Raw genomic sequence first — 22,169 nt, 5'->3', positions numbered from 1 at the left:
ACTTTAGTTCATAATAATTCGCACGCAAACTATTTTTGGAGGAAAGCTGCAGTGGAAGAACAGCGGATCGTGGGCATTTTTCAAGCTTATCGCGAAATCAATCAAGTCTTTTTCCAGATATTATCCAAAGCGGCTAGCAAGCATAACTTGACCGCTCTTCAGCTTTTGGTGCTGCGAGTACTGCACGAAACCCCCGAAATCCGCATGTCCGAGCTGGCCGAGAAGCTGAATGTGGGCAACAGCACGATGAGCGGCATCGTGGACCGGATGGTGAAGGCAGGCATCTTGGAGCGCGAACGAACGGAAGCGGATCGCAGGGCGATGACGATGAAGCTGACGGAGAAAGGCAAGGAGCTCTGGCGCGAGACGGATGCGACGCGCATGAATATGATGCGTCCCCTGCTGTCGATGACCGAGCAAGATCACCGCGAGCTGAGCCGGCTCCAGAACGAAGTATTGCGTTTACTAAAACAATCCAAGGAGGAAGCTTAAGCCATGACAACAGCTGTGTCCAATCAATTGCGCAAAGGGCCGATAATGGCCTCCTTGCTCATCGCGGCGTTCGTGGCTCTGTTGAGCCAAACCGTGCTTAACGTCGCGTTGCCGAAAATGATGGCAGATCTTGACGTCGGCGAAAGCACGATCCAATGGCTGTCCAACGGCTACATGCTGGTGAACGGCGTGCTGGTCCCAATCAGCGCTTATCTGATCAATCGGTTTACGACCCGGAAGTTGTTTCTGGTCGCCTCATCCTTATTCGCGATCGGTACGATCGTATGCGCCCTGTCGGGCGACTTCAGCTCTTTGTTAGCCGGGCGTCTCGTACAGGCATGCGGCGCCGGCATTCTGATGCCGCTGATGACTATCGTCACCTTGACCATCTTCCCCGTCGAAGAGCGCGGCAAAGCGATGGGCCTGATGGGCGTTGCGATGATTTTCGCACCGGCCGTCGGACCAACGCTCTCCGGCTGGGTCGTCGAGCACTACGACTGGCATGTGCTGTTCTATATCGTATTACCGCTCTCCATTCTCGCCGTTGTATTCGGCGCTTTCTCGATGAAGGACGTTATCAAAACGTCCCGGCCTAATCTCGACATTCTGAGCGTCGTGCTATCCACTCTTGGCTTTGGCGGCCTGTTATACGGCTTCAGTGAAGCGGGTACAGAAGGCTGGGATTCCACCGAAGTCATCGTTTGCTTGGCCGTCGGCGCGATTGCGCTCATTCTGTTCATTGTCCGTTCGATATTGATGAAAGCTCCGCTGCTTGAGATGCGCGTGTTCAAGTATCCGATGTTCTCGCTTACCGCGTTGATCAACGCCATTATTACCATGGCGATGTTCTCCGGCATGATTCTATTGCCGATCTTCCTGCAGAATATCCGCGGCTTTACGCCTCTCGAATCCGGATTGCTGCTGCTCCCGGGCGCTATTCTGATGGGTATCATGTCGCCGATCACCGGCATGGTGTTCGATAAAATCGGCGCACGCTGGCTGGCCGTCGTCGGCCTCGCCATTACAGCCGTTACGACGTACGAATTCAGTCATTTAGCAATCGATTCGTCATACAATCACATGATGCTCTTCTATACGCTTCGGATGTTCGGCATGTCCATGCTGATGATGCCCATCCAGACAGCTGGCCTCAACCAGCTGCCGCGCCGCCTGAATGCGCATGGCTCGGCCATGTCCCAAACGCTCCGGAACGTCTCCGGCGCGCTTGGTACCGCGATCCTCGTCACCATCATGACCAACAAAGCCGCGTCGCATGCGAAGGAGCTGATCATCGCCGGCAACATCGCGCCGTCCGACAAAGCAAAAATGGGCGAAATCACCATACAATCGACGATTTACGGTATTAACCAATCGTTCGTCGTCGCGACATGGTTGACGATTGCCGCACTCGTGCTCGCCTTCTTCATCCGCAAGGTGAAGCCTGCCGAGGACGCGGTGCAGGTGCCGGATAAGACTGCGGAGGCGGTGCAGATGCCGGATAAGGCGGAGAAGGAGGCGGCGCCTGCAGCGGAATTGGCTAACAACGAAAATCGCTCGAACCGGCAAAGCGCAGACGGCGAATTCCGCAACGCCATCCGCGGGTTCCTTACGCCTGAACCGCCGAAAGACAAGAACAACGAACACTTTAACGATCAGGAATACCGGAAGGCGATTCTAAGGTTAAAAGGCACTCCCGAACAGGATGACCGCCAGGAAGAAATGAACGATAAGGCATACCGGGAGTCGCTTAAGAAGCTCAACAAACCGCAAAAAGAAAGCGAATGAGAAATCGCGTTTTTTCAGAGCCAAGAGAGGAGATTAAACGATGAAAATTTATATTGTTTACGATAGCGAAGCAGGCCACACGGAACAACTTGCCCGCTCCATTGCCAAAGGTGCCGAAAGCGTGGAAGGAGCGGAGGTCTTCATCAATCACGTCAAACAGGCGAACGTCAAAGACCTCGCTCAGATGGATGCCATTATCTGGGGCTGTCCCGGGCACTTCGGCACGATCAGTTCCGGCATGAAAGAGTGGATCGACAAACTCGGCTATTTATGGGCCAACGGAACGCTGGTTGATAAAATCGGCGCCGTTTTCTGCACGACTGCAACCATCCACGGCGGGATAGAAGCCACCTTATTGAACTTGATTACGCCGATGCTTCACCAAGGGATGATCATCGTCGGCTTGCCGGCCAATATTCCCGCAAATGCGCTGTACGGCAGTTATTACGGGGTAGGCGTCACATCGCCCGTTGAGGATACCCACGATCCGCTGAGCCAATCGCTATTCTCGAAAGGGCTGGCGCTTGGCGAAGCTCTCGGAACGCGCGTAGCTAATGCGGCGGGCACTTATGCGGCGGGCAAAAAGACGCTCGGGACGACGGTATAAGCAAGCGCGGTTAACGCGTTTAAGAGGCATTTGAACTGGCCTTATGATATGACAAGCGCGGCCCTTCCAGGGGTCGCGCTTTTATTGAATCGGCTTGATTTTCCGCCCGGGCGTTTTCTGTCTCAACCTCTGCCCTCCTGTGGGTTCAATCTTGGACCAAACCGCGAGAAGTCGATATCCTGCCAGCCAAGCCGGTAGGCCGGAGAAGCCGGCAGCAAGCGGTAGTCTCCCGCTGCTTCGTCTACAAAACCGGCAGGTGCCAGTATCGTCTGCGCATCAAGCTTTCCATCCGCGAGCGAACGCCAGGAGTCCCAATGATACAGCTTCCCCCAGACCTTGCTCTCGCCAACCGCCGGAAACGGCAGCTCCTCGCTGGTCACAAGAGGAGGCTCGCCGCCTCGCCAGTATAAATTGCAGTCAGCCGAGGCCAGCCGCTCATCGCTCCAATTCACATGCGCGTACATGTATCCCGAATTCGATACGATGTTCGAACGGATAACAATATCCCTATTGCTCTCGCCTGCCATCTCCTGCGTGCCAAAGGCGCATTCCGATTCGTTATTCGCGATTAAGTTGTTGATAATCCGGTTGCCGATTCCTTTCGAGAATATAGCCATCCACAGCTTGCCTTCTCCCGTCTGGTACAAATGATCAAGGAGATTATGGGTCACCTCCACATCGCTAGAAGCATCATCCAGATAAATACCGAATCCGAAGGAAAAATGGATGCCGCTATGATGAAGGCGGTTGCCATGAATCGCGTTACCCCGGCCGATTCCCCAGGATTCAATGATGCCTCCGTCCTGGCTGTCGGTCATGACATTGGACAGGTCGTTATGGCGAATGACATTGTTGCGGGTGAACAGAAACGAAGCATGATTATCCCAGGTTACGGGAACTCCCCAAAGCTCCTCCGGCATCCGCTGGTAGCGAAGACCCTTCATCGATATCCCGTAACGGGGCATGTTCGCTATCCGGTTATAAGCAATTTCGTTATCTCCGCTCTGGTACAGCACAATGCCGCTGCCATGACCAACAAGCTCGCCGCCATCCGTGATGATATTGTCCGTTATGCAATGCCCTTTGTTCCGATAAGCGGCAAGATGATCTTGAAAAGCTCCTTCTCCCGGCGCATAGCCCGAGGCATAGATGCCGGTATGCCCCATCCGCTCGATCCGGTTGCGAAGCAGCCGCACGTCTTCAACGCTGCGGTCGAGATAGACCCCGCATGTTCCGGAATTTCGAATAACGCAGTCCGAAACCTCGATTCCGTGGGCATTCCGCATGTATACGATACCGTTCCGGTTCTCATCGGGCTCCGCGTTGTCCATGCCGGGCTCTTCCCGCATCATCCGAAAGTCCTCCGTAAAGTCCGTGCAGGCAAACGTCAGTCCCGAGAATGCAAGTCCGGACACCCTCTCCGCATCACTATCTCCTTGGATATGCAATATTCGGCCGACAGCCGGAGCAACCACCCGCTCATGAAGCGGCGACCCGCTTCGCGGCCGGTAATACAGCAAGCCTGCCGCCTCATCCAGATGGAACTGGCCAGGCTCCCGCAGAAAGGCACGCGAGCCCTGCAAGTAATATCGGGAGCCTTCTCCAATCCCCCAGCAGCTAGGCCGTTTAAATAAAATCTTGCCCTCTTTCATTCCGGCCACCGGAATGGTCTCAGCGAACCAGTTCGCTTCGCCGCCGCCCGGCCATACATAAATCTGCAAGCTATCCGCGTCCTCCTTCGGAATATCCGGAAACTCCCCTTCCTCATAGCGGATGCCGGCCCGTCCGTCTTCTTCGAGCGGAAGCGAGCGGTAATAACCGGAGGCAGGCATTCTCGCTTTCGAAATACGTCTGCCATCGGCGTACAAGGTATGAAACCGCACTCCCTTCGGCACCTGCGCGGTCCATACCCCATTTCCCGCATCCTTCCATTCGGACAGGACTTTCCCGCCAATCAACTCCGCTGTCCGCCCCTCCGCATTGCGGTATGTAACAAGGCAGCGTTCCCCTCCCGCATCGCCGCTTCCAAACCGGAGAGGTTCATCAAGCGTATAGGTCCCTTCTCCCACAATAACGGTTATTCCGCCGGTCACCCCTTTTTTCACCAAAGAACGAACGGTCGCCTGAGCCTCCCGAATACTGCGAAACGGCTTCTCCTTGCTTCCGTCCCCATGATCATTTCCCCATGCGCTTACATAGATTTCAAGCATCGCCCCACCGCCTTTTGCCTGCTGTTTGACTTCACACTGCCACAGCATACGCTATACTGTAAACTGCACAAAACGCTAAAAAGCGTACGATATCCGGTTCACTGCTTTCTAAGGTGATTCCGGCTAAAATAACCCTTGCGCATCGGTTTGGGAGCGTTTACAACTATACATAGAGAGACTACATGCTGGATAAAGGGGCAGGATACTCATGAAAGCGTACGGCTACTTTACCTCGAAAAAATATTTCAAGCGCGTGTTATTTTCCATCATGCTGACAATGGCTCTCATCCTTACCGGCTTGTCCGCAGCCAATACGTACCTGCTCGAGCGGTCTGTCAAGCATGTCCAGGAGGACGCGAACCTTAAGGTGCTCACCCAGACCCAATACAACCTCTCTTATATGAACGAAATCATCGTGCACCTGTCTACCTTCGCTTTCCGCGATAACGCCTTGATTCCGCTGATGTTCAGCAACAACCTGCCCAAAATGGACTATATCCGCGGCTATCAGCAAATGTACAATATGCTGGAAAGCTCCTCGTTCCTGCATTCGATGGCGGTCTATAACGCTTCAACCCGGGAGCTGTACGGCTCCTCCAGCGATTTCCTGGTAGATGGCGGCACGACAAAAAGCAGCATCCTCGAATGGCTGCTCCATTCCTCGGAAGGTTCTTTGCCGGCATCCCGGCTCATCCCGTTCAGCTTCCAGCATTCCAACCAGATTGATGCCTTTGCGTTTATCGTCACGGATTCGTATGGTCCGTTCACCCCAAGCCAATCGGCTATTATATTGTTCATCAAGCCCGACTGGGTATTCGACAGCTTAAGCAAGCTGAACGGCATAAGCAGCGGGAGCAGCGGCGAGATTCTGATCCGAACGTCCGGCGGGCAGCTGTTCGACAGCGGCCATTCCCGGCAGACCCTGCCTCTCGATCAAGCAAGCATAGGCAAGCTGATACAGGCACCTAACGAGGCGTCCGGAGCATCGAACGATTCCGGCTTCGTTATCGGCAATTCCGGCGGGCAAAAAGTGATGATCACGTACCTGCACGGCATCGGCGACTGGACGATTCTGTACATTCAGCCTTACAAGGAGATCATGAAGGCCGTCTCGGATATGCGGACCCGTAATTTCGTGCTGACCGGCGCTTTTATCCTGCTCTCCATCGGAATCTCCGTCTGGCTGAGCTACAAGCTGTACGGTCCAATCGAAGGGATGCTGAAGCGGATTCTCCCGCATATGAGGAATGCCGCCCCGGATTCGGGCAAGCGCAACGAATTGGATGCCATGGGCGATCTTTACGAGCAGCTCTCCGGACAGCTGCAGGAGATCAGCTCGGAGCAGATTGTTCGCAAATACTATATCCGCAAGTTTTTGACCGATAACCGCAGCCTTTCCGAGCTGGATATGAGGCAGCTGATCAGAAAGCACGAGCTGCAGCTGGCGCCAAGCGGGCCGTATATGGTTTGCACGCTCCGGTTCGACCGGTACGATGAATACGACCGAAGGACATCATCCGGCATGAAGAAGCTGCATAGCTTTGCGGTTATGAATATCGCGAAGGAAGTGCTGTCGCGGGTTTTCCGCTGCGAGATGGTCGATATGCAGGAGGATCATTTCACCATCCTGCTGTCCGGCAAGGAAGAGCTGCTTGATCCGGCAGCGATCAAACCCGCTATCTTCGATGTCCAGCAGATTCTCGAGCGTTATTACAACCTTTCTCTGACTTGCGGGATCGGCGAAGCCGTTACCCAACTGACCCAGCTGTCCGCAAGCTATTATCAGTCCTATCAGCTTAGCCAGTACAGTATTCTAATGGGCTACAAAGCGATTATAGAAACACAGGATATACGTACAAATCTCGAGAACAAGCAAAAGTCTCTGCCAGGCGACGTGGAGAAAAAGCTGTCCGAGGCCATCAAGAAAGGCAAGCTGACCGAAGCCGGCAGCGAGCTGGAACGGGCTTTTGCCTTGCTGGCCGCGCTGCAGCTGGAGGATATGAGAAGAGCTATCGCCGATATGGCCTGGATTATCAAAAACGCGGCGGCCGAGATTACGAGCAACCGCATTACCCAGCTGTCCGTCGACATCGAACGCATCCCGCTCCTGCCGCAGGATTACTATACGCTGGATGAGCTTCATCTCGCTTTTCTGTCCCTCTGCACCGCGATATGCGAGGAAGCGAAGCCCTCCAGCATGGAGCGCAACGAAATGATTATCGAAACCGTGAAGGAGCTCATCTGGCAAAAATACAGCGACTACAACTTGAGCCAGCAGTCCATCGCTTCCACCGTCAAGTTAAGCTCCGCTTACGTTGGCAAGCTGTTCAAGGACAGCTGCGGAATGACCATTACGGAATATCTCAACGACGTCCGCCTGCGCCGGGCGCAGGAGCTGCTGCTCAAAGAGGACGGAACCATTACCGAGATTATGGAGAAGGTCGGGTACGGCAACCAGAGCTATTTTTTCCGCCTATTCAAAAGCAAGTTCGGCACGACGCCTAAGGAATTCCGCATCAAAAAATCAATCTCCTGAAGCTAAGCCGCCTGCTTCCTCCCAAGGAAGCAGGCGTTTTTTTGCTGCCGCAAGCGGTATAAAACAGTTATTCGCAATAAGTACAGCCCGCTTTTACAGTTATTCAAACAATGAACCCTATCCGGCCCGGTTCGGGTCATGGCATGCTGGACTCATCAAAGATTGGAGGAGATGCACTTGCCTAACATCCCGCCTGCCGGTCTACCAAGCAGCCACGAGCAGCCAGCAGCCCCTGTTCCCGTTAAACGCAAAAGCTGGCTTGCCAAAGAGCTCTGGCATATCCGGCGAAACCGCGAGCTGATCCTGCTTGCCCTCCCAGGCGTCTTATTCAAACTGGTCATTGCCTATTTGCCTATGGTCGGGCTGATCCTGGCCTTCAAATACTTCCGGTATGACCAAGGCATATTCGGCAGCAAATGGGTTGGCTTCGACAACTTCGAGTTTCTGTTCAAAGCGCAGGACGCCTTCCGCATTATACGCAATACGCTGCTGTACAACTTTACGTACATCCTGCTCACGATGGCGGTCTCGCTCCTCATGGCCCTTCTGCTTAACGAGCTGACCAGCAAGCTGATCAAGGTGTACCAGACGACCTTGTTCCTTCCTTATTTCATCTCCATGGTGCTGGTCGGTTATATCGGCAACGCTTTTCTCGACTTCCAGAACGGGTACTTGAACACGATCCTTGAATTGTTCGGCCAGAAGGGCCATAACTGGTACCTCGAGACAACGCCGTGGATCTTTATCCTTCCGCTTGTCGCCCTCTGGAAAGGAGTCGGCTTCTCCACGCTCGTCTACTTCGCCGGCATTACGGGAATCAGCACTGATTATTACGAAGCGGCCCGGCTGGACGGAGCTTCCCGCGTGCAGATGATGACCCGGATTACGCTGCCGCTTCTGAAGCCGCTCGTTATCATTTTGTTTATTTTAGGTCTCGGCAATATTTTCAGAGGAGATTTCGGGCTGCATTACTTTGTTCCGAATAACGTCGGGCCTAACTTCCCTACCACGGACATTATCGATACCTACGTCTACCGCGCCTTAACGAAGCTTGGGGACATCAACTCCGCCGCCGCGGTCGGATTCCTGCAATCCGTCGTTGGGCTTGTGACCGTCGTAACCGCGAACCTGATCGTCCGCCGCATTGACAAAGACAATGCGCTTTTCTGACCGAGGAGGCCAGCCTGCCCATGAAAATCAAATTCGCCGATATCGTCATTAACCTGTATTTCCTGATTGTTTGTCTGCTTATTGCCATGCCTTTTGTTCTCGTCATCGCGATCTCGCTGAGCTCGGAGAACAGCCTGCATCAGTTCGGCTATCAATTCCTGCCCAAGGAATGGAGCCTCGAGGCTTACCGGATTGTGTTCGAGAAACCCGAGCCTTTGCTTAGAGGGTACGGGGTGACGATTGCGATTACCGTTATCGGCACCGTGCTGTCGCTCTTCATGACCGCCTTGATGGCTTATCCGATCTCGCGCAGCGACTTCCGCTATCAACGGCCGCTCACGTTCTACGTCTTCTTCACGATGCTGTTCAACGGCGGACTTATTCCGTTCTATATTCTGATGACGCAATATTTGCATCTGAAAAACACGTTGGCGGCCCTGATCATTCCCGCCGTGATGAGCCCGTTCAACATCATGATTATGAAAGGCTTCCTCGACAAAATTTCGAGAGAAATCATCGAATCCGCAAAGGTGGACGGGGCAAAGGAATACCGGATTTTCTTCACCATCATTTTGCCGCTCTCCACGCCCGCCTTGGCCACGCTTGGCTTGTTCATTGCTTTCGGCTACTGGAACGAATGGTTTAATGCCCTGCTCTTCATCGATAACGATAAATACGTACCTCTTCAGCTGCTGCTCGTCCGGATTTTGTCGCAGGCCGAGTTTCTGGCGAACTCGCCGATGGCCGAGGTGGCGGATAAGCTGAAATTCGCGCAGTTCCCTACGCTGACCGTACGGATGGCGATGGCCATCGTGGCCAGCGGGCCGATGCTGGTGATCTTCCCCTTTTTCCAGAAGTATTTCGTCAAAGGGTTAACCGTTGGTTCTTTGAAGGGTTGACAATCAAAAGCCCATGCTTTCGAAGCAAGAATTGCCACAAAAAGCGTGTGTCAATTCTTTTTAGGAGGTGATCCGCACACTTTTGCGCGGCTTAAGAAGGTCTGCTTCACGGCGTGTAGTAATAATAAAACAGGAATGATAATTGGAGGGTTTACGGTGAACAACAACAAAAAAAGATTGTTCGCAACGCTGCTGTCGGTCATCTTATTGTTTGGCATTCTCGCAGCCTGTTCCAGCAACAATAACAGCAATAACAACAAAGCTCCAACGCCTTCGGCGGAACCGTCAACCGCGGCCAGCGATACGCCTGCCGAGTCATCGGAGCCGGCTCTGGATCCTGTTAAGCTTACATTCCTTTATCCGGTAGCGGCCGATCCCGGTCCGGACCAAAAGCTCGTTAACGACGAGATCAACAAATACTTGAAGGAAAAGATTAACGCCACCGTCGAATTGAAACCGCTCACCTTCGACGAATACGAGCCGAAGCTGAACGCGATGCTCGCGGCGAACGAGAACTTCGACATTGCCTGGAGCTCCAAGGGCTGGCTTGGCAACTATCAGCCTTATATCGACCGCGGCGCTTATCATGAAATTACGGATGACATGATTGCCAAGTATGCTCCCGAAGCGCGCGCGAATATTCCGGATAAATTCTGGCCGGATATGCTTGCCGCCGACGGCAAGGTGTACGGCTTCCCGATCTATCAAGTAGCGGCGAAGCAAAAGAGCTTGATTATCCAGAAACGTTTTATCGACAAATACAATCTTGACGTCTCCAGCATCCATACCTACAGCGATATCGAGCCGTTCCTGCAAACCTTGAAGGAAAACGAGCCGGATGTCGTGCCGCTTGGTCTCGCGCAAAACTCCAGAGGCATGTATATCGACCCAACCGTTGCAGGCACGGACGGCTCCCCGGTTTACTATAAAAAAGACGATTCGGCTTACACGCTGTCGACGTTCCTGAACACGGCCAATGACCGTCTTCCATACTTCCAGAAGCTGCATGAATGGTACGAGAAGGGCTATATCAACCAGGACGCTCCCGTCCTCCAGAACATTAACGACTTGAAGGCAAAAGGCAACGTTGCGGTATCGATCGAGTTCACTTCGAAGCCGGGCGGCGAGATTGGCGAAAAAGCAATCAACGGCGGCAACGATGTCGTATATGTTCCAATCTCCGAGAGCTATTTCACGGGTATCGCAAGCGCCATGCATGTCATCAACAAAAACTCGAAAAATCCGGAACGCGCCCTTATGCTTATCAACCTATTGAATACGGATAAATACTTGTATAACCTGATCTGCAACGGGATTGAAGGCAAGCATTACAAAAAAGTCGACGACCAGTACATCGAGCCGATCGAAGGCTCCGGTTACGCGCCTAACGGCGACTGGGTATTCGGCAACCAATTTAACGCTTATCTGAAGCCGGGCATGGCTGCGGATACATGGCAGAAGACCATTGAGCTGAACGACAACGCCGTCGTTCTGGCGAGCAGCGGCTTTACGGTAAACGAGGAGAATTTCAAAGCGGAGGTCGCCAACATCAACGCGGTGAAGAACGAATACGAAACCGCGCTGGAGACCGGCGCCGTTGATCCTAACAAAGTGCTGCCGGAATATATCTCGAAGCTGAAAGCCTCCGGCGCGGAGAAGGTAGACGCGGAAGTGCAGAAGCAGTGGGATGCCTTCCTTGCGCAAAAAGGCCTGAAATAATAGAAGCAGTCCCTCGGCGAATGCCGGGGGACTGCTTTTTGGGTCAGGCGGGTTGTCGAATCGTGTTTTTCGCTGTGCGCTGTGCTGTGATTCTCTTTTAGCTGCAAAAGTTGTTCCTTACGGCTTCGACCCGCTCTAGCGGAGAGCGCCATACTCCCGAAGCAGGCTCGCCACGTTCTCGTGCCCCTGCTGAACAGCCAGCGACAATGGCGTGTCCCCGCCATCCGCCGAGGCGTTTATATCCGCTCCATGCTCCATTAACAGGCGGATCATCTCCAGATTGTCATCATGGAAAGCCGCCGAGTGCAGGCAGGTATGGCCGTTGCTGTCCAGGATTGTTGGATTTGCCCCTTTTGCGAGCAGCAGCTTAATGACTTCGAGACTCCGTTCCCCCGCGATCGCCGCATGCAGGGCCGTATTCGAAGGAATAAACGAAATGCCGGAATGGGAGACGGCATTGACGTCCGCGCCTAACTCCAGCAATACACGCGCAACTTCCGCGTTGCCAAAATGCGCGGCATAGCCAAGCGGGGTAAGTCCGTCTTGATTCTCGGTATTGGCCAGCTGCGGATGGGACTCAATCAGCTCTTGCGCTTTGGCTGCGTCGCCGCTCTGAGCCGCTTGGAACAGATCATTTATGTAAGACTGTAACTCCATTCGTATAACCTCCATCTGGAAGATAATAAGCCTATTTGAACTTCTCCCAAGAACCTTCCAATTCCTGCCTGCTAATTGAAAAAGCCGGCCACATAAGTGACCGGCCATTTCCCCTCACGCCTTACGCATACCGGGCAATTGCCTGCTGGTACACATCCTTCGGACGGAGTCCGATATATTTGTCGACCGGCTCGCCGTTATGGAAGACGATAACCGTTGGCATCGACATCACGCCAAATTCGGAAGCAATCTCCGGCGATTCGTCACAATCCACTTGAAGGATGGAGACACGCTCGCCTTCCTCCTGCTGAAGCTCATCCAGAATCGGCAGCAGCACCTTGCACGGCGGGCACCATGCGGCCCCGAACTCAACTAAGGTTGCTCCATTCGAGCGAACAGCCTGATGGAACGACTGTCCGTCTATTTTTCTAACGCTCATCTTCATTCCTCCGTTTCCTTCTGCTCTTCCAGAATCGACTGAATGCGGTCCTCCAGATTGCGTTTAATGCTGCTCAGGAGCTGAATCTGCGTCTCGATCTCCCCCAGCTTGTCGCGGTAGATCGGCAGCACCTCCTTGCAGAACGCCTCTTTGTTCTTCAAGACGCAGTGCAGGAAACCGGCGATTTGCTCCGTCGATAATCCAAGCTGGAGATATAGCTGAATCGTCCGCACTTGCTCCTCGGCAAGCGGCGAATATTCCCGGTACCCGTTCTCCAGCCGGATGGGAGTAAGCAGTCCCTGCTCCTCATAGTAACGAAGCGACCGCAGACTAACTCCCGTACGCGTCGCAAGCTCTCCGATTTTCATCCTTAACGCCTCCTGCATCGTCGATTCGAATCGATTATATACCCTCACATTAATGTGAGGGTCAAGATGAAACGGCTAAAGTAGACAAAAACCCTTCCTCGGTCGGAAGGGCAAGCTTCTATTATTGCTGGCGGTACGCCTGCGGGGTAACGCCGGTCATTTTCAGGAAAGCGCGGTGAAATTGGCTCGTGCTCGAGAAGCCGAGATCCACGCTGATCTGCCCGATCGTAGCGTCGGAACGGCGCAGTCTGTTCATGGCCTCCGTAATGCGCAGCCGCAGCAAATATTGATACGGCGTCGTGCCGGTTGCTTCGCGGAAGGAGCGGATAAAATGATAACGGCTTTGAAGCGCGATTCCGGCAAGCTCCTCGATATTAATCGTATGGTCGTAGCAGTCATGGAGATAGGTCAACGCCCGCCGAATATGCGGATCGTTAATGCCCGGCGGCAGCAGCTCCTTCTGGCCAAGCTTAAGCATGCCCCCCAGATAGGCGAGCACATCCTGCTCCACCTCCTGCACCGCAATCGGATCGGCCAAAGCCTGCCCTTCCATCAGCGCCATCATCCATTGACGGAATCGGCCTATCATGTCTCCGGTATGGAATTCCTGCCGGATGTCCTGCCCGGCTCCCGCCATGAAATGCGGCTGCAGGGATTCCATCCCGCCGTCTCCGCGTTCGCGAACTTTTATAATGATTACGGATGATTGCTTGCCCAGATAAAAATGATGCTCGGTCCCCGGCGGCTGGAGCAAGCCGTTGCCTTGCTTCAGGCCATAGCTCCGCTCTTCCTGCGTAAAGTGAACCGTGCCCTTGATCGGAAGCGTAACCTGCATCCAGTCCTCATGCTTATGGGGAACATTCTTGAAGCTATGGCTTCCTTGCCACAGCTCGATCCAGTTGGTCTCTACTTTCATCTCCATGTCTCTTCACCTGCCATCATTATAGCAAAAGTTGCTCCATTTGCAGCACTTTTCGCAACGACCGTTTTCCGCCTCCCCCGCTATACTAAAAAAAATAAAAGGGGGAACCGTTCCATGAATACGACCGCTGCTTTACAGGCGCAGCGCAATCCGGCGATCTGGATGCTGTTTGGCGTCAGCTTCGCCCATCTGCTGAATGACGCGATGCAGACCGCCGTGCCTTCTGCTTTTCCGCTGTTCCAATCCGAGATGCATCTAAGCTTCACCAAAATCGGCTGGGTAGCCTTTATGCTCAACATTACGGCATCCTTGCTCCAGCCGTTTATCGGATACGTATCAGACCGCAGGCCAATGCCCTTCCTGCTGCCGCTTGGCATGCTCTTCTCGCTGGCCGGCGTAGTTGGCTTCGCATATGCGGACAGCTTCTGGATGCTGCTCGTCTCTTCCGCCCTCATCGGGGTAGGCTCGTCCGTCCTGCATCCGGAATCCTCCCGGGTAGCCCGGATGGCAGCATCCGGCGGGAAAGGGATGGCGCAATCGGTATTCCAGGTCGGCGGCAACACCGGCCAGGCGCTGGCGCCGCTGCTGGTTGCTTTTCTGTTAATGCCGCATGGCCAAAAAGGCTTCCTGTGGTTTACGATTTTCGCCGTTGCCGGAATCGTCATACAACAAATCATCAGCCGCTGGTATGCCGGTCAATTAACAGCTGCCGCATCGATTAAAAAAGCGGCTAACCGGATGCTGGATCAGCAATCGCCCCATTCCACGTTGTTCGTGGCCGGCACGATGGCGCTCCTCATTATCCTGCTGTTCTCCAAGTTTGTGTATATTGCGGGCATGACCGGTTATTATTCGTTCTATTTCATCGATCATTACGGGTTGTCGTTCTCGCGCGCGCAAATTTGCTTGTTCGCTCTGCAATTCGCGGGCATGGTGGGCACGCTGCTTGGCGGACCGCTTGCCGACAAGTTCGGCCGCAAGACGATGATCTGGATTTCCATCGCCGGAACGGCGCCATTCTCGCTGCTGCTCCCTTACGCAAGCCCGGCAGTCGCCCTCGTGTTGTGCTGCGCGATTGGCCTGATTCTAATGTCCGGCTTCTCCGTTATCATCGTCTATGCGCAGGAGCTGATGCCAAGGCATATCGGCACCGTATCCGGTTTATTCTTCGGGCTCGCGTTCGGCATGGGCGGACTTGGCTCCGTTCTGCTCGGCTGGCTGACCGACGTGAAGGACGTTGCTTTTACGATCGAGCTGTGCTCCTTCCTCCCGCTGCTTGGACTTTGCGCGTTCTTCCTGCCGAAGGACTCGAAGCTGATGGGCAAGGCGTAGGTGGGGAGCTTCGCCAAGTTGATAGCTCCAGACCGAATAAGACCCTGTGAGGGTCTTATTTCGTTTATTGCCACTCTGCTCGAATGAGATAAGACCCCGGCAGGGTCTTACCTCTTACTTTTGAGCGCTAAAACGCCACATCCATGCGCTACATAACAAAATAAGACCCTTGCGGGGTCTTATTCGCTGCTTGTCTAGCCTACTTGAGCCAGATAAGACCCTGCCGGGGTCTTATTCGCTCCACTCTAGGTAGCGTTCATCCCACACCTGGGTTCTAACGCTTAAGGTCCCTCAAGGACCTTAAAAGCCGGAATCCCTTTATTTTGCCGGCTCTCGCCATAAATTCCGCATCCTTAAGTTCCCTAGAGGGCCTTATCCCGGCAAATCGCCGCTGCGTTCCGAGGGTTAAGGCTCCTTAGGAACCTTAACACCCTTGTCCAACCCTTAAAATCACTTTATTTATGTATCGTAACCTTCGTACCCGTAGGCACTGCATTATATAACCATTCTACATCCTCATTCAGCATGCGGATGCAGCCCGCGCTTGCATTCGTGCCGATGGATGAAGGGGCGTTGGTCCCGTGAATGCCGTACTTCGTTCCTTGGGTATTCGGGACGCTTAGTCCCAGCCAGCGGCTGCCGAGCGGGTTCTTCGGATCGCCCCCGGGAATCCCTTTGGCGGAATACCAAGGGTTCTCGATCTTTGTTAGAATCTCGAAGGTTCCGGTTGGCGTTAAACCCGCTTTTTTCCCGCTGGCAATATTAAATGTCTTCTTAATTGTCCCTCCGGATTTTACGTACAGCTTATTCTTCGTAATATCGATCTCTATGGAAAGCTTGGTCGAAGCCGTCGCGGCAACCGTGCTGCCGGACTTCGCCGCCGCCATGTAATACGGATTAGGAATTTGTAGCTCTTGCCCTGTTTGAATGAGGCTTGTATCCGTGCCCACCCCGTTCGTCTGGGCAACCGCCTTCTGATAGTCCTGCGATTTGAAATATTTGACCGACAGGCTATACAGGGTATCGCCTTTTACAACATGATGCCTGCCTTCTCCCGACGGCAGCGGAATGCGAAGCGTCATCCCGAGTTGCAGCTCGGTATTGGGATCGCTTATCCCGTTGTAGGTCATTAACGTGTCCATATAGTTGCTGCGGTTAAAATAGCTTTTCGTAATCGCGAATAGGGTTTCTCCCGGCTGTACCTCGTAGTAATCCAGTACGAGAGGGCTTTTCAGCTTGATCACCGTTCCGGCTTTCAACGATGCTTTGGGATTCAGGCCGTTGAGTTTCGCTACTTGTTCGTAATCGCCTGTCAGATAGTATTTTTTCGAGATACCAAACAACGTATCTCCCGGCTTAACGGTGTAAGGAACGGCAATGCCGGCAGCCTTCTCCGCCTCTGCCCCCAGATTCCCCGGATAACTCGCCAATGCCACCATAACCATAATCATACAAAGGACCCACTTCGACAACCTGCTCAACGATGATCACACCTTCTGAAGGAATAATTGCGGCTCATCTGATTCGCTGTCATTCGGCAGGATTCCTTCTTGTTCGGCAGCCTCCGCCAACAATTGGTGCGTACGTAGGAGCCGAAAGCAAAAAGAACCCGCAACAGCGGGTTCTTCCGGAACTACCCTTTCCCAATATACCTAACCCTCGCAAGGATTCAAGAACTAGTCTTTAATCCATCCCCCAGCCAATTACGCCTACCATTATTTTTCTAATCGGCTCCATCGCCATGTTAATAAGCGCTACCGTTGTCCCTGATTCCGTACCCGGCCAGTTGAGAACAAAGCCTACCGCGATAACGGCACTCCAGGTCAGCAGAACCAGGTAAACGACGAAATCTTTGTACCATTTTTTGCGGAGGAGCGGCTTTCCACCTACAAGCAACAATACGACGTACGCCAGTACGATCACAATAGCGACATATAACACGACCTACTTCTCCCTCTTTTCCATCAAGTAATCAAAGGATTTGTTGCTTAATCCCATCCGTGCCATCCGGAATTTGACCTTCGTCTCAAGCGGGGCCTGCTTGAACACCTGATCCCAATTCTTGCTCCATACCTTCCACTGCTTCGGATATTTGCGATGCGTCTTCTCCGCCGCTCCGAATATATCCGCATTTAACTGCTGCCCCCTCTTCCATGCCTCTTGAAGCAGGGCACTAACCTGCAGCTGCCCCCCTTGTTCAAGCAACTGGATGATGCCGGGTTTATATAAATCCTGCGAGCAAGTGGATTCCAATAAGGATCCGGTCACGTCGACCTCCGCCGTAAACGTGAGCTGATTGCTCTTCAGCTTCGGAATAACCTTCGTGGAGGACTTCAGAATTTGAATGGTGTCATAGCCTTTCTTACCTTTATCGTCTTCGCAAGGAACAACAACAAAGGACTGTTTCACGCTATCCCTCAAATAAGATGCTCCTAGCGATTCCTTCCGGCTCATCCAGCCGATCATTTTATCATCCTTCAGGACGGCGAGGCGTCCCAGCTTCAGCTTGGAAGGAATAGATGTGCTTCCGAATGAATCCAGAGAGGACGTATCCTCCGTTCCGGACACAAAAATCTCGGGGACAACGGCGCTTTTCGCATCCCCCGTCACTTCCATAGCAAGCTGATAGACCGGAATATTGGGCAAAATGGAGGTGTTTTTCATCTCGGATAAAATAATCTCCTTCATACCTGCCCCCGAAATCGCCTGCAGCTGCATGAACTGCTCCAGAATTCGGCGCGCCGTGCCCGGCGTCGCAAGCACACTTACGGTCTCCCGGGTGCTCGAATTGCGGAAATAGACGTCGATCAGTTCGTTTACGCCATGCTGCAGCGCTTTTTCCCCAATAACCACGACACGGTTATGCGCGAAAAATAGCTTGCGCGGGCTTTCCGAATAGCTGTGCATAATCGCATCCCGTATGGTTTTGCCTTTCGTCGAGTATACAATGATAGGCGACTTCGGGCCGCTGCCTCCCGATCCCCCCATAACCGATGATATTGCGGCAGGAATAACAACCTGGTAGGACACAATCCAGCTGTTTCCGTCCCAATCAATGCCCGTTGCCGATGTGATGGCCACTTCGTTCAGCTCGATCCGGTTCCAGCAGCCGGTTGTCAGGGACGCAAACAGAAGAAGCAGCATAGCGCAACAAATAGACTTAAATCGCAATCTCATGGCTTCCGCATGCCTCCTTGCTGCTTTCGTTTCCTTCGCGTGACGAGAAGTCCCAGAGCAATAAGAATGGGCAGCAAAATATTCGTGATCAGCAGCACCGGCATGTTGACCAGGGTTGTCATAAAGGTGCTCTCCATATCTTGCGGCCACTCGCTCGCTGACGTTACGATCGCCAGAAGGCTTAATCCGATAACCGTATGGCGTTCGCTGCGCAGACGAAGAGAGTGGAAGATACAATGAACGGCTGCAAACAGGAACACGGCTAATTTGATATACATCGTCAGGACCCAGACCGAAACGGTAAATATTTCGATCCGCTCCAGAAACTCGCCAACCTCCACGATCGACATGACATTAACAAAGGCGTAGGACATAAACGGAACAAGCTGCTGTCCAAAGATCGTAAGACTAAGCAAAATAACGAGCACAAGCTGCGAGGATCCAAGGAAAGTGCCCAAAAGACCTGCTTTCACAACGGATGCCGGTTTTTTCATATAAGGATTTATAAGAAGCAGGACAGCTACCTCCGACAACAGACCGATAGGAGGAAAAGAAGCAATCGCCAATCTTATCGGGCTCGTATCAAACAGTGGAATAAGCCTCTTGAAATCAATGTCTGTATAAAGAACAAAGACGGATATTGGCACAATAAGCATGATCAGGATTAGCACCAAAAAAGACGATCGAGCAATCGCTTCGATTCCCTGCATGACGGTAAAAGCCGCTACGACGACCATAATGGCCGTCAGCATAAACAGCGGAGTGGAATCAAGGACGATATCGGATATAAAATCGGCAAACGTACGGACAATGACGCAAAAGGAATTAAAATAATAAATCCCTATAAATAATCCTATCCCCACGCCAATCGGTCTTCCGAAGCTGCTTTCCATCCATTCCAGGAAAAGCTGTCCTTTATTAGCCCTGCAGATCAGGGCAATTCCCAGAGCCATAATCATGCCGGCTATGGTTGCTATTACGCCTGAAATCCAGGCGTCATGGTGAGCAATCGTGACCATTACGCTTGGCACTGCCAATACGAGCGTAGGCGTAACCGCGCTTTGAATTAAGGCAACGGTCTGCAGGGTCGATATAGCCGGCTTCATGACTCTAGGCTCCTTCCTGATCTGGGCTGGGCTTCTGCCCCGCGCCTTCCCTTACTACATTGCTATCGTTAGAGATATTCAAAGGGCGTTTACGCATGGCCCACCATGGCACGCGAATCAGTACATCCTTCAAATTGGACGGTACAAAAGGCGAAAAAGGCATCATATACGGCTTGCCGAATGAGCGTAATCCGCATAAATGGGCAAGCAGAATCATAAGCCCGGACATAATGCCGAACAAACCGAACGTACCGGCCAGAATCATTAACACAAAGCGGATAAGCCTGGCGGCAATGCCCATATTGACGGCAGGAATAACGAAGCTCGCAATAGCCGTAAAGGACACGACGATAACCATGGCTGCCGATATAATCCCCGCCTGTACGGCTGCCTGGCCAAGCACGAGGGCTCCAACGATCGAAATCGCGGGTCCGATAATCCGCGGCATCCGGACACCCGCTTCGCGTAAAATCTCGAAGGTAATCTCCATCAGGAAGGCCTCAAGCAAGGCCGGAAAAGGAATCCCTTCCCGCTGGGCCGCCAAGCTGATCAGCAGCGAGGTCGGCAGCATTTCCTGATGGAAGGTGGTGATCGCAATATAAAGCGACGGAAGCAGCATGGATATAAAGAAGGAGGCCATCCGGATGATCCGTAGAAAGGTCGCAATATCGTAACGCTGATAGTAATCCTCGCTCGATTGAAAAAACTTGGCAAAGGTTACCGGCGCGATCAGCACAAACGGCGTTCCGGATACCATAACCACAACCTGGCCTTCCAGCAGAGCAGCGCTTGCCGCATCCGGACGCTCGGTATTCTGCAGCAGCGGAAAAGGCGTAAACGCCCGGTCCTGAATAAACTCTTCGACATAGCCGCTTTCCAGCACGCCGTCGATATCGATTTTATCCAACCGCCGGTGAACCTCATTGACGATTTCCTGCTCCGCGATTCCCTCCAAATAGACAACCGCCACATTGGTTCTTGTCTGGCGTCCGATCATCTTGTAGTCAAACCGTATATCGGGAGACTTAATTATTCTGCGGATAAGCGAGGTATTGGTCCGCAGATTTTCGGTAAAGCCACTCTTCGGCCCCCGAATAACCGTCTGACTGCTTGGCTCCTCTACCGCACGGGTTTTGCCTCCGGTAGTATCCATCACGATAGCCCTCAGGCTGCCGTCCACCACAAGGACCGTGCTTCCCTCAAGTATGCTGTAGCCTGCTTGCTCAATCGTGCTGACTTCGCTAAGCTTGCCGATTGCGATGGACTGTTCGGTTAAATGATGATATAGGCCGGCCCCTTCGCTGCTCTTCTCATTCGTATACGAATTATTGGCATCGTCCAGCAGACTAAGCAGCAGCGTGTTAATAGTCGTCCCCTCAACAATGCCGTCAATATAAAGGATCGCATAACGAGTATTGTTAAAGGAACGGTGCTGAAGCGTACGGCATACGACATCCTCGCCGCCCCCCAGGAACCGGTGCAGGCGCTCGATATTGATTTCCATATCCGGAAGCAGCACTTGCTCAGGCTGCTTTTCCTGACCGGACGAAGAGGTCTGCTTGCCCGACTTAGATGAAGTCTTATCAATTAGCATGGTTGCTGTCCTCGCTAGATGGCTGTTTTTGTACCTTGCCGCGCGATCGAACGCCGGACCGTAGAAGCATAACGATCAGCAGCAGGATCGGAATATACATTTGGAATATTGGAAAATGATATTTGATATTTTGTTCGAAGCCGACGTTAACCTGGTGCATGTAGCTCTTAAACCAGAACGAGCCGAAAAAAATACCGATCCCGACCGGTATGGCCGCAATTCGAAGCGAAATGCGAAGCAAGTAGGCTAGGGCAAGCGAAGCGCCAAGGTAATAAGCCGTCAATTTTACATATACCGCTGTAAAGAACAAGAGCGCGACAAACGGATCAAACCGTTCAAACACATCCCCGATCGCCACAAAGGTAGTCGCTTGCAGAAGCGGTACCGTACTCCATCCGGCTAACGAGCCTAGGCTCGCGATAATTACTACATTCATGACGGTAATAAACGCTCCGGCGAACAAGTAGCTCTTTAACGTTACCCGCATCACCTGGCCAAAGCTGCTTTTGTCGATATACCGCCAGAACATGAGGAACAATACCATCTCGCCGAAAGGAAATGAGATAATCTCGGGAATAGCGGCGTCCCAGACCGGCTTGAAGCCCTTTTCCAGCATCGGAAGCAGTCTGGCAAGATCTATGGTTCCTGTAAAAATCAATAGGAAATAGATTAAGACATAGATCAAAATCAGGATCGGCAGCAGCACCTCCGTCATTCGAAAGAATACTCCGGGACCACCCATGACGGCATAACCGCCAATAATGCAAATGATGAGCATGATGACGGAAAGCGGCGTATCCGACAGCAGAAACATAATGGAAAGGTCTGCGAACTCACGGACATTACGGGTGCATTTGTAACAGAAATAGACAACATAGACGAGTCCAAAAACAAAGCCAATCACTTTGCCGAAGTACAGCATAAATATTTCAATGAGGTTCCGGTCAGGCTCAAGCCTTTGGATCTGCAGCGTCACAAGACTGATAACCACAAATCCGGCCAGCACGCCAACGGCCACCGACAACCACGCATCCCGCTCCGCCGTGCCGCCAAGCAGAAATAAAGAGGAGCTGCCGATTAAAAACAGAATGACCATCGTAGCCATCTGTCTCAACGTCACCATGACTAATCCCCTCCCGTCCGAGATGTGCCCAAA

19 protein-coding genes are annotated in these 22,169 nt (G+C 52.7%); 8 read left to right on the top strand and 11 right to left on the bottom strand.

The annotated features are described in order from the left end of the window. The first annotated feature begins 51 nt into the window (after window positions 1-51). The 3 genes from ACR9FF_RS04720 to ACR9FF_RS04710 are packed head-to-tail and all read left to right on the top strand — an operon-like array spanning window position 52 to window position 2,884. Window positions 52-492 (top strand): MarR family winged helix-turn-helix transcriptional regulator, encoded by a 441-nt coding sequence (locus ACR9FF_RS04720; RefSeq protein ID WP_127496847.1) that lies wholly within the window; start codon window positions 52-54, stop codon window positions 490-492. A 3-nt stretch (window positions 493-495) separates the two neighbouring features. Then, window positions 496-2,277 carry a DHA2 family efflux MFS transporter permease subunit gene (locus ACR9FF_RS04715; protein ID WP_435169383.1) on the top strand — a complete coding sequence of 594 codons (1,782 nt, stop codon included), beginning with the start codon at window positions 496-498 and terminating at the stop codon, window positions 2,275-2,277. A 40-nt stretch (window positions 2,278-2,317) separates the two neighbouring features. After that, window positions 2,318-2,884 carry an NAD(P)H-dependent oxidoreductase gene (locus ACR9FF_RS04710; RefSeq protein ID WP_435169381.1) on the top strand — a complete coding sequence of 189 codons (567 nt, stop codon included), beginning with the start codon at window positions 2,318-2,320 and terminating at the stop codon, window positions 2,882-2,884. A gap of 122 nt (window positions 2,885-3,006) precedes the next feature. On the opposite strand, the gene ACR9FF_RS04705 is transcribed toward ACR9FF_RS04710, so the two are convergent. After that, window positions 3,007-5,094, bottom strand: coding sequence for a right-handed parallel beta-helix repeat-containing protein (locus ACR9FF_RS04705; RefSeq protein WP_435169379.1), 2,088 nt, complete (start codon window positions 5,092-5,094; stop codon window positions 3,007-3,009). Between the two features lie 208 nt (window positions 5,095-5,302). Between ACR9FF_RS04705 and ACR9FF_RS04700 the strand changes: the two genes are divergently transcribed. The 4 genes from ACR9FF_RS04700 (at window position 5,303) to ACR9FF_RS04685 (ending at window position 11,418) form a co-directional block, all read left to right on the top strand. Next, complete coding sequence (locus tag ACR9FF_RS04700; protein WP_435169377.1) at window positions 5,303-7,630, top strand: helix-turn-helix domain-containing protein; 2,328 nt, start codon at window positions 5,303-5,305, stop codon at window positions 7,628-7,630. A 177-nt stretch (window positions 7,631-7,807) separates the two neighbouring features. Continuing rightward, complete coding sequence (locus ACR9FF_RS04695; RefSeq protein WP_435169375.1) at window positions 7,808-8,800, top strand: ABC transporter permease; 993 nt, start codon at window positions 7,808-7,810, stop codon at window positions 8,798-8,800. Window positions 8,801-8,820: 20 nt separating this feature from the next. Then, on the top strand, window positions 8,821-9,699 hold the full coding sequence (locus ACR9FF_RS04690) for a carbohydrate ABC transporter permease (RefSeq protein WP_435169373.1): 879 nt from the start codon (window positions 8,821-8,823) through the stop codon (window positions 9,697-9,699). 156 nt (window positions 9,700-9,855) lie between these two features. Further along, window positions 9,856-11,418 (top strand): ABC transporter substrate-binding protein, encoded by a 1,563-nt coding sequence (locus tag ACR9FF_RS04685; RefSeq protein WP_435169371.1) that lies wholly within the window; start codon window positions 9,856-9,858, stop codon window positions 11,416-11,418. A 135-nt stretch (window positions 11,419-11,553) separates the two neighbouring features. Here the strand turns inward: ACR9FF_RS04685 and ACR9FF_RS04680 are convergent, their stop codons facing one another. The 4 genes from ACR9FF_RS04680 to ACR9FF_RS04665 all read right to left on the bottom strand — a co-directional run bounded on the left by ACR9FF_RS04680 (window position 11,554) and on the right by ACR9FF_RS04665 (window position 13,804). Further along, window positions 11,554-12,075, bottom strand: coding sequence for an ankyrin repeat domain-containing protein (locus tag ACR9FF_RS04680; RefSeq protein WP_317980441.1), 522 nt, complete (start codon window positions 12,073-12,075; stop codon window positions 11,554-11,556). A 121-nt stretch (window positions 12,076-12,196) separates the two neighbouring features. Further along, window positions 12,197-12,514 carry a thioredoxin family protein gene (locus ACR9FF_RS04675; protein ID WP_116394238.1) on the bottom strand — a complete coding sequence of 106 codons (318 nt, stop codon included), beginning with the start codon at window positions 12,512-12,514 and terminating at the stop codon, window positions 12,197-12,199. 2 nt (window positions 12,515-12,516) lie between these two features. Further along, window positions 12,517-12,882, bottom strand: a complete 366-nt coding sequence (locus ACR9FF_RS04670; RefSeq protein WP_435169368.1) for a MerR family transcriptional regulator — start codon at window positions 12,880-12,882, stop codon at window positions 12,517-12,519. Window positions 12,883-13,003: 121 nt separating this feature from the next. Then, complete coding sequence (locus ACR9FF_RS04665) at window positions 13,004-13,804, bottom strand: helix-turn-helix domain-containing protein (protein WP_435169366.1); 801 nt, start codon at window positions 13,802-13,804, stop codon at window positions 13,004-13,006. 114 nt (window positions 13,805-13,918) lie between these two features. Between ACR9FF_RS04665 and ACR9FF_RS04660 the strand changes: the two genes are divergently transcribed. Further along, entirely contained in the window at window positions 13,919-15,136 is a 1,218-nt protein-coding gene (locus tag ACR9FF_RS04660) for an MFS transporter (protein WP_435169364.1), read from the top strand. 455 nt (window positions 15,137-15,591) lie between these two features. Here the strand turns inward: ACR9FF_RS04660 and ACR9FF_RS04655 are convergent, their stop codons facing one another. The 6 genes from ACR9FF_RS04655 to ACR9FF_RS04630 all read right to left on the bottom strand — a co-directional run bounded on the left by ACR9FF_RS04655 (window position 15,592) and on the right by ACR9FF_RS04630 (window position 22,136). After that, the gene (locus ACR9FF_RS04655) at window positions 15,592-16,587 is read right to left on the bottom strand and encodes a LysM peptidoglycan-binding domain-containing protein (protein ID WP_435169362.1); all 996 of its coding nucleotides are present in this window, start codon (window positions 16,585-16,587) and stop codon (window positions 15,592-15,594) included. Between the two features lie 232 nt (window positions 16,588-16,819). Beyond that, a complete protein-coding gene (locus tag ACR9FF_RS04650; protein ID WP_127496208.1) occupies window positions 16,820-17,077 on the bottom strand; it encodes a hypothetical protein in 258 nt (85 codons plus the stop codon). Between the two features lie 3 nt (window positions 17,078-17,080). Beyond that, window positions 17,081-18,313 (bottom strand): Ger(x)C family spore germination protein, encoded by a 1,233-nt coding sequence (locus ACR9FF_RS04645; protein ID WP_435169360.1) that lies wholly within the window; start codon window positions 18,311-18,313, stop codon window positions 17,081-17,083. Then, the gene (locus ACR9FF_RS04640; RefSeq protein WP_435169358.1) at window positions 18,310-19,419 is read right to left on the bottom strand and encodes a GerAB/ArcD/ProY family transporter; all 1,110 of its coding nucleotides are present in this window, start codon (window positions 19,417-19,419) and stop codon (window positions 18,310-18,312) included. The genes ACR9FF_RS04645 and ACR9FF_RS04640 overlap by 4 nt, the downstream gene beginning before the upstream one ends. Before the next feature lie 4 nt (window positions 19,420-19,423). Then, entirely contained in the window at window positions 19,424-21,013 is a 1,590-nt protein-coding gene (locus tag ACR9FF_RS04635; RefSeq protein ID WP_435169356.1) for a spore germination protein, read from the bottom strand. After that, window positions 21,003-22,136: a GerAB/ArcD/ProY family transporter gene (locus ACR9FF_RS04630; RefSeq protein WP_435169354.1), complete on the bottom strand. Its 1,134-nt coding sequence runs from the start codon at window positions 22,134-22,136 to the stop codon at window positions 21,003-21,005. Before ACR9FF_RS04630 ends, ACR9FF_RS04635 begins: the two co-directional genes overlap by 11 nt. Window positions 22,137-22,169: the final 33 nt, after the last annotated feature.

The sequence above is a fragment of the Paenibacillus glycanilyticus genome (genome assembly GCF_051200795.1).
Lineage (GTDB): Bacteria > Bacillota > Bacilli > Paenibacillales > Paenibacillaceae > Pristimantibacillus > Pristimantibacillus glycanilyticus.
The sequence above is the reverse complement of the archived record's forward strand: the minus strand, read 5'-3'. Positions and strand labels throughout refer to the sequence as shown.

Excerpts from the sequence above, each read along its gene's own strand:
- ACR9FF_RS04660 (WP_435169364.1), top strand. The coding sequence starts at position 13,919 with ATGAATACGACCGCTGCTTTACAGGCGCAGCGCAATCCGGCGATCTGG.
- ACR9FF_RS04670 (WP_435169368.1), bottom strand. The coding sequence starts at position 12,882 with ATGAAAATCGGAGAGCTTGCGACGCGTACGGGAGTTAGTCTGCGGTCG.
- ACR9FF_RS04700 (WP_435169377.1), top strand. The coding sequence starts at position 5,303 with ATGAAAGCGTACGGCTACTTTACCTCGAAAAAATATTTCAAGCGCGTG.
- ACR9FF_RS04705 (WP_435169379.1), bottom strand. The coding sequence starts at position 5,094 with ATGCTTGAAATCTATGTAAGCGCATGGGGAAATGATCATGGGGACGGA.
- ACR9FF_RS04675 (WP_116394238.1), bottom strand. The coding sequence starts at position 12,514 with ATGAGCGTTAGAAAAATAGACGGACAGTCGTTCCATCAGGCTGTTCGC.
- ACR9FF_RS04635 (WP_435169356.1), bottom strand. The coding sequence starts at position 21,013 with ATGCTAATTGATAAGACTTCATCTAAGTCGGGCAAGCAGACCTCTTCG.
- ACR9FF_RS04655 (WP_435169362.1), bottom strand. The coding sequence starts at position 16,587 with ATGATTATGGTTATGGTGGCATTGGCGAGTTATCCGGGGAATCTGGGG.
- ACR9FF_RS04665 (WP_435169366.1), bottom strand. The coding sequence starts at position 13,804 with ATGGAGATGAAAGTAGAGACCAACTGGATCGAGCTGTGGCAAGGAAGC.
- ACR9FF_RS04640 (WP_435169358.1), bottom strand. The coding sequence starts at position 19,419 with ATGAAGCCGGCTATATCGACCCTGCAGACCGTTGCCTTAATTCAAAGC.
- ACR9FF_RS04710 (WP_435169381.1), top strand. The coding sequence starts at position 2,318 with ATGAAAATTTATATTGTTTACGATAGCGAAGCAGGCCACACGGAACAA.
- ACR9FF_RS04690 (WP_435169373.1), top strand. The coding sequence starts at position 8,821 with ATGAAAATCAAATTCGCCGATATCGTCATTAACCTGTATTTCCTGATT.
- ACR9FF_RS04630 (WP_435169354.1), bottom strand. The coding sequence starts at position 22,136 with ATGGTGACGTTGAGACAGATGGCTACGATGGTCATTCTGTTTTTAATC.
- ACR9FF_RS04715 (WP_435169383.1), top strand. The coding sequence starts at position 496 with ATGACAACAGCTGTGTCCAATCAATTGCGCAAAGGGCCGATAATGGCC.
- ACR9FF_RS04645 (WP_435169360.1), bottom strand. The coding sequence starts at position 18,313 with ATGAGATTGCGATTTAAGTCTATTTGTTGCGCTATGCTGCTTCTTCTG.
- ACR9FF_RS04680 (WP_317980441.1), bottom strand. The coding sequence starts at position 12,075 with ATGGAGTTACAGTCTTACATAAATGATCTGTTCCAAGCGGCTCAGAGC.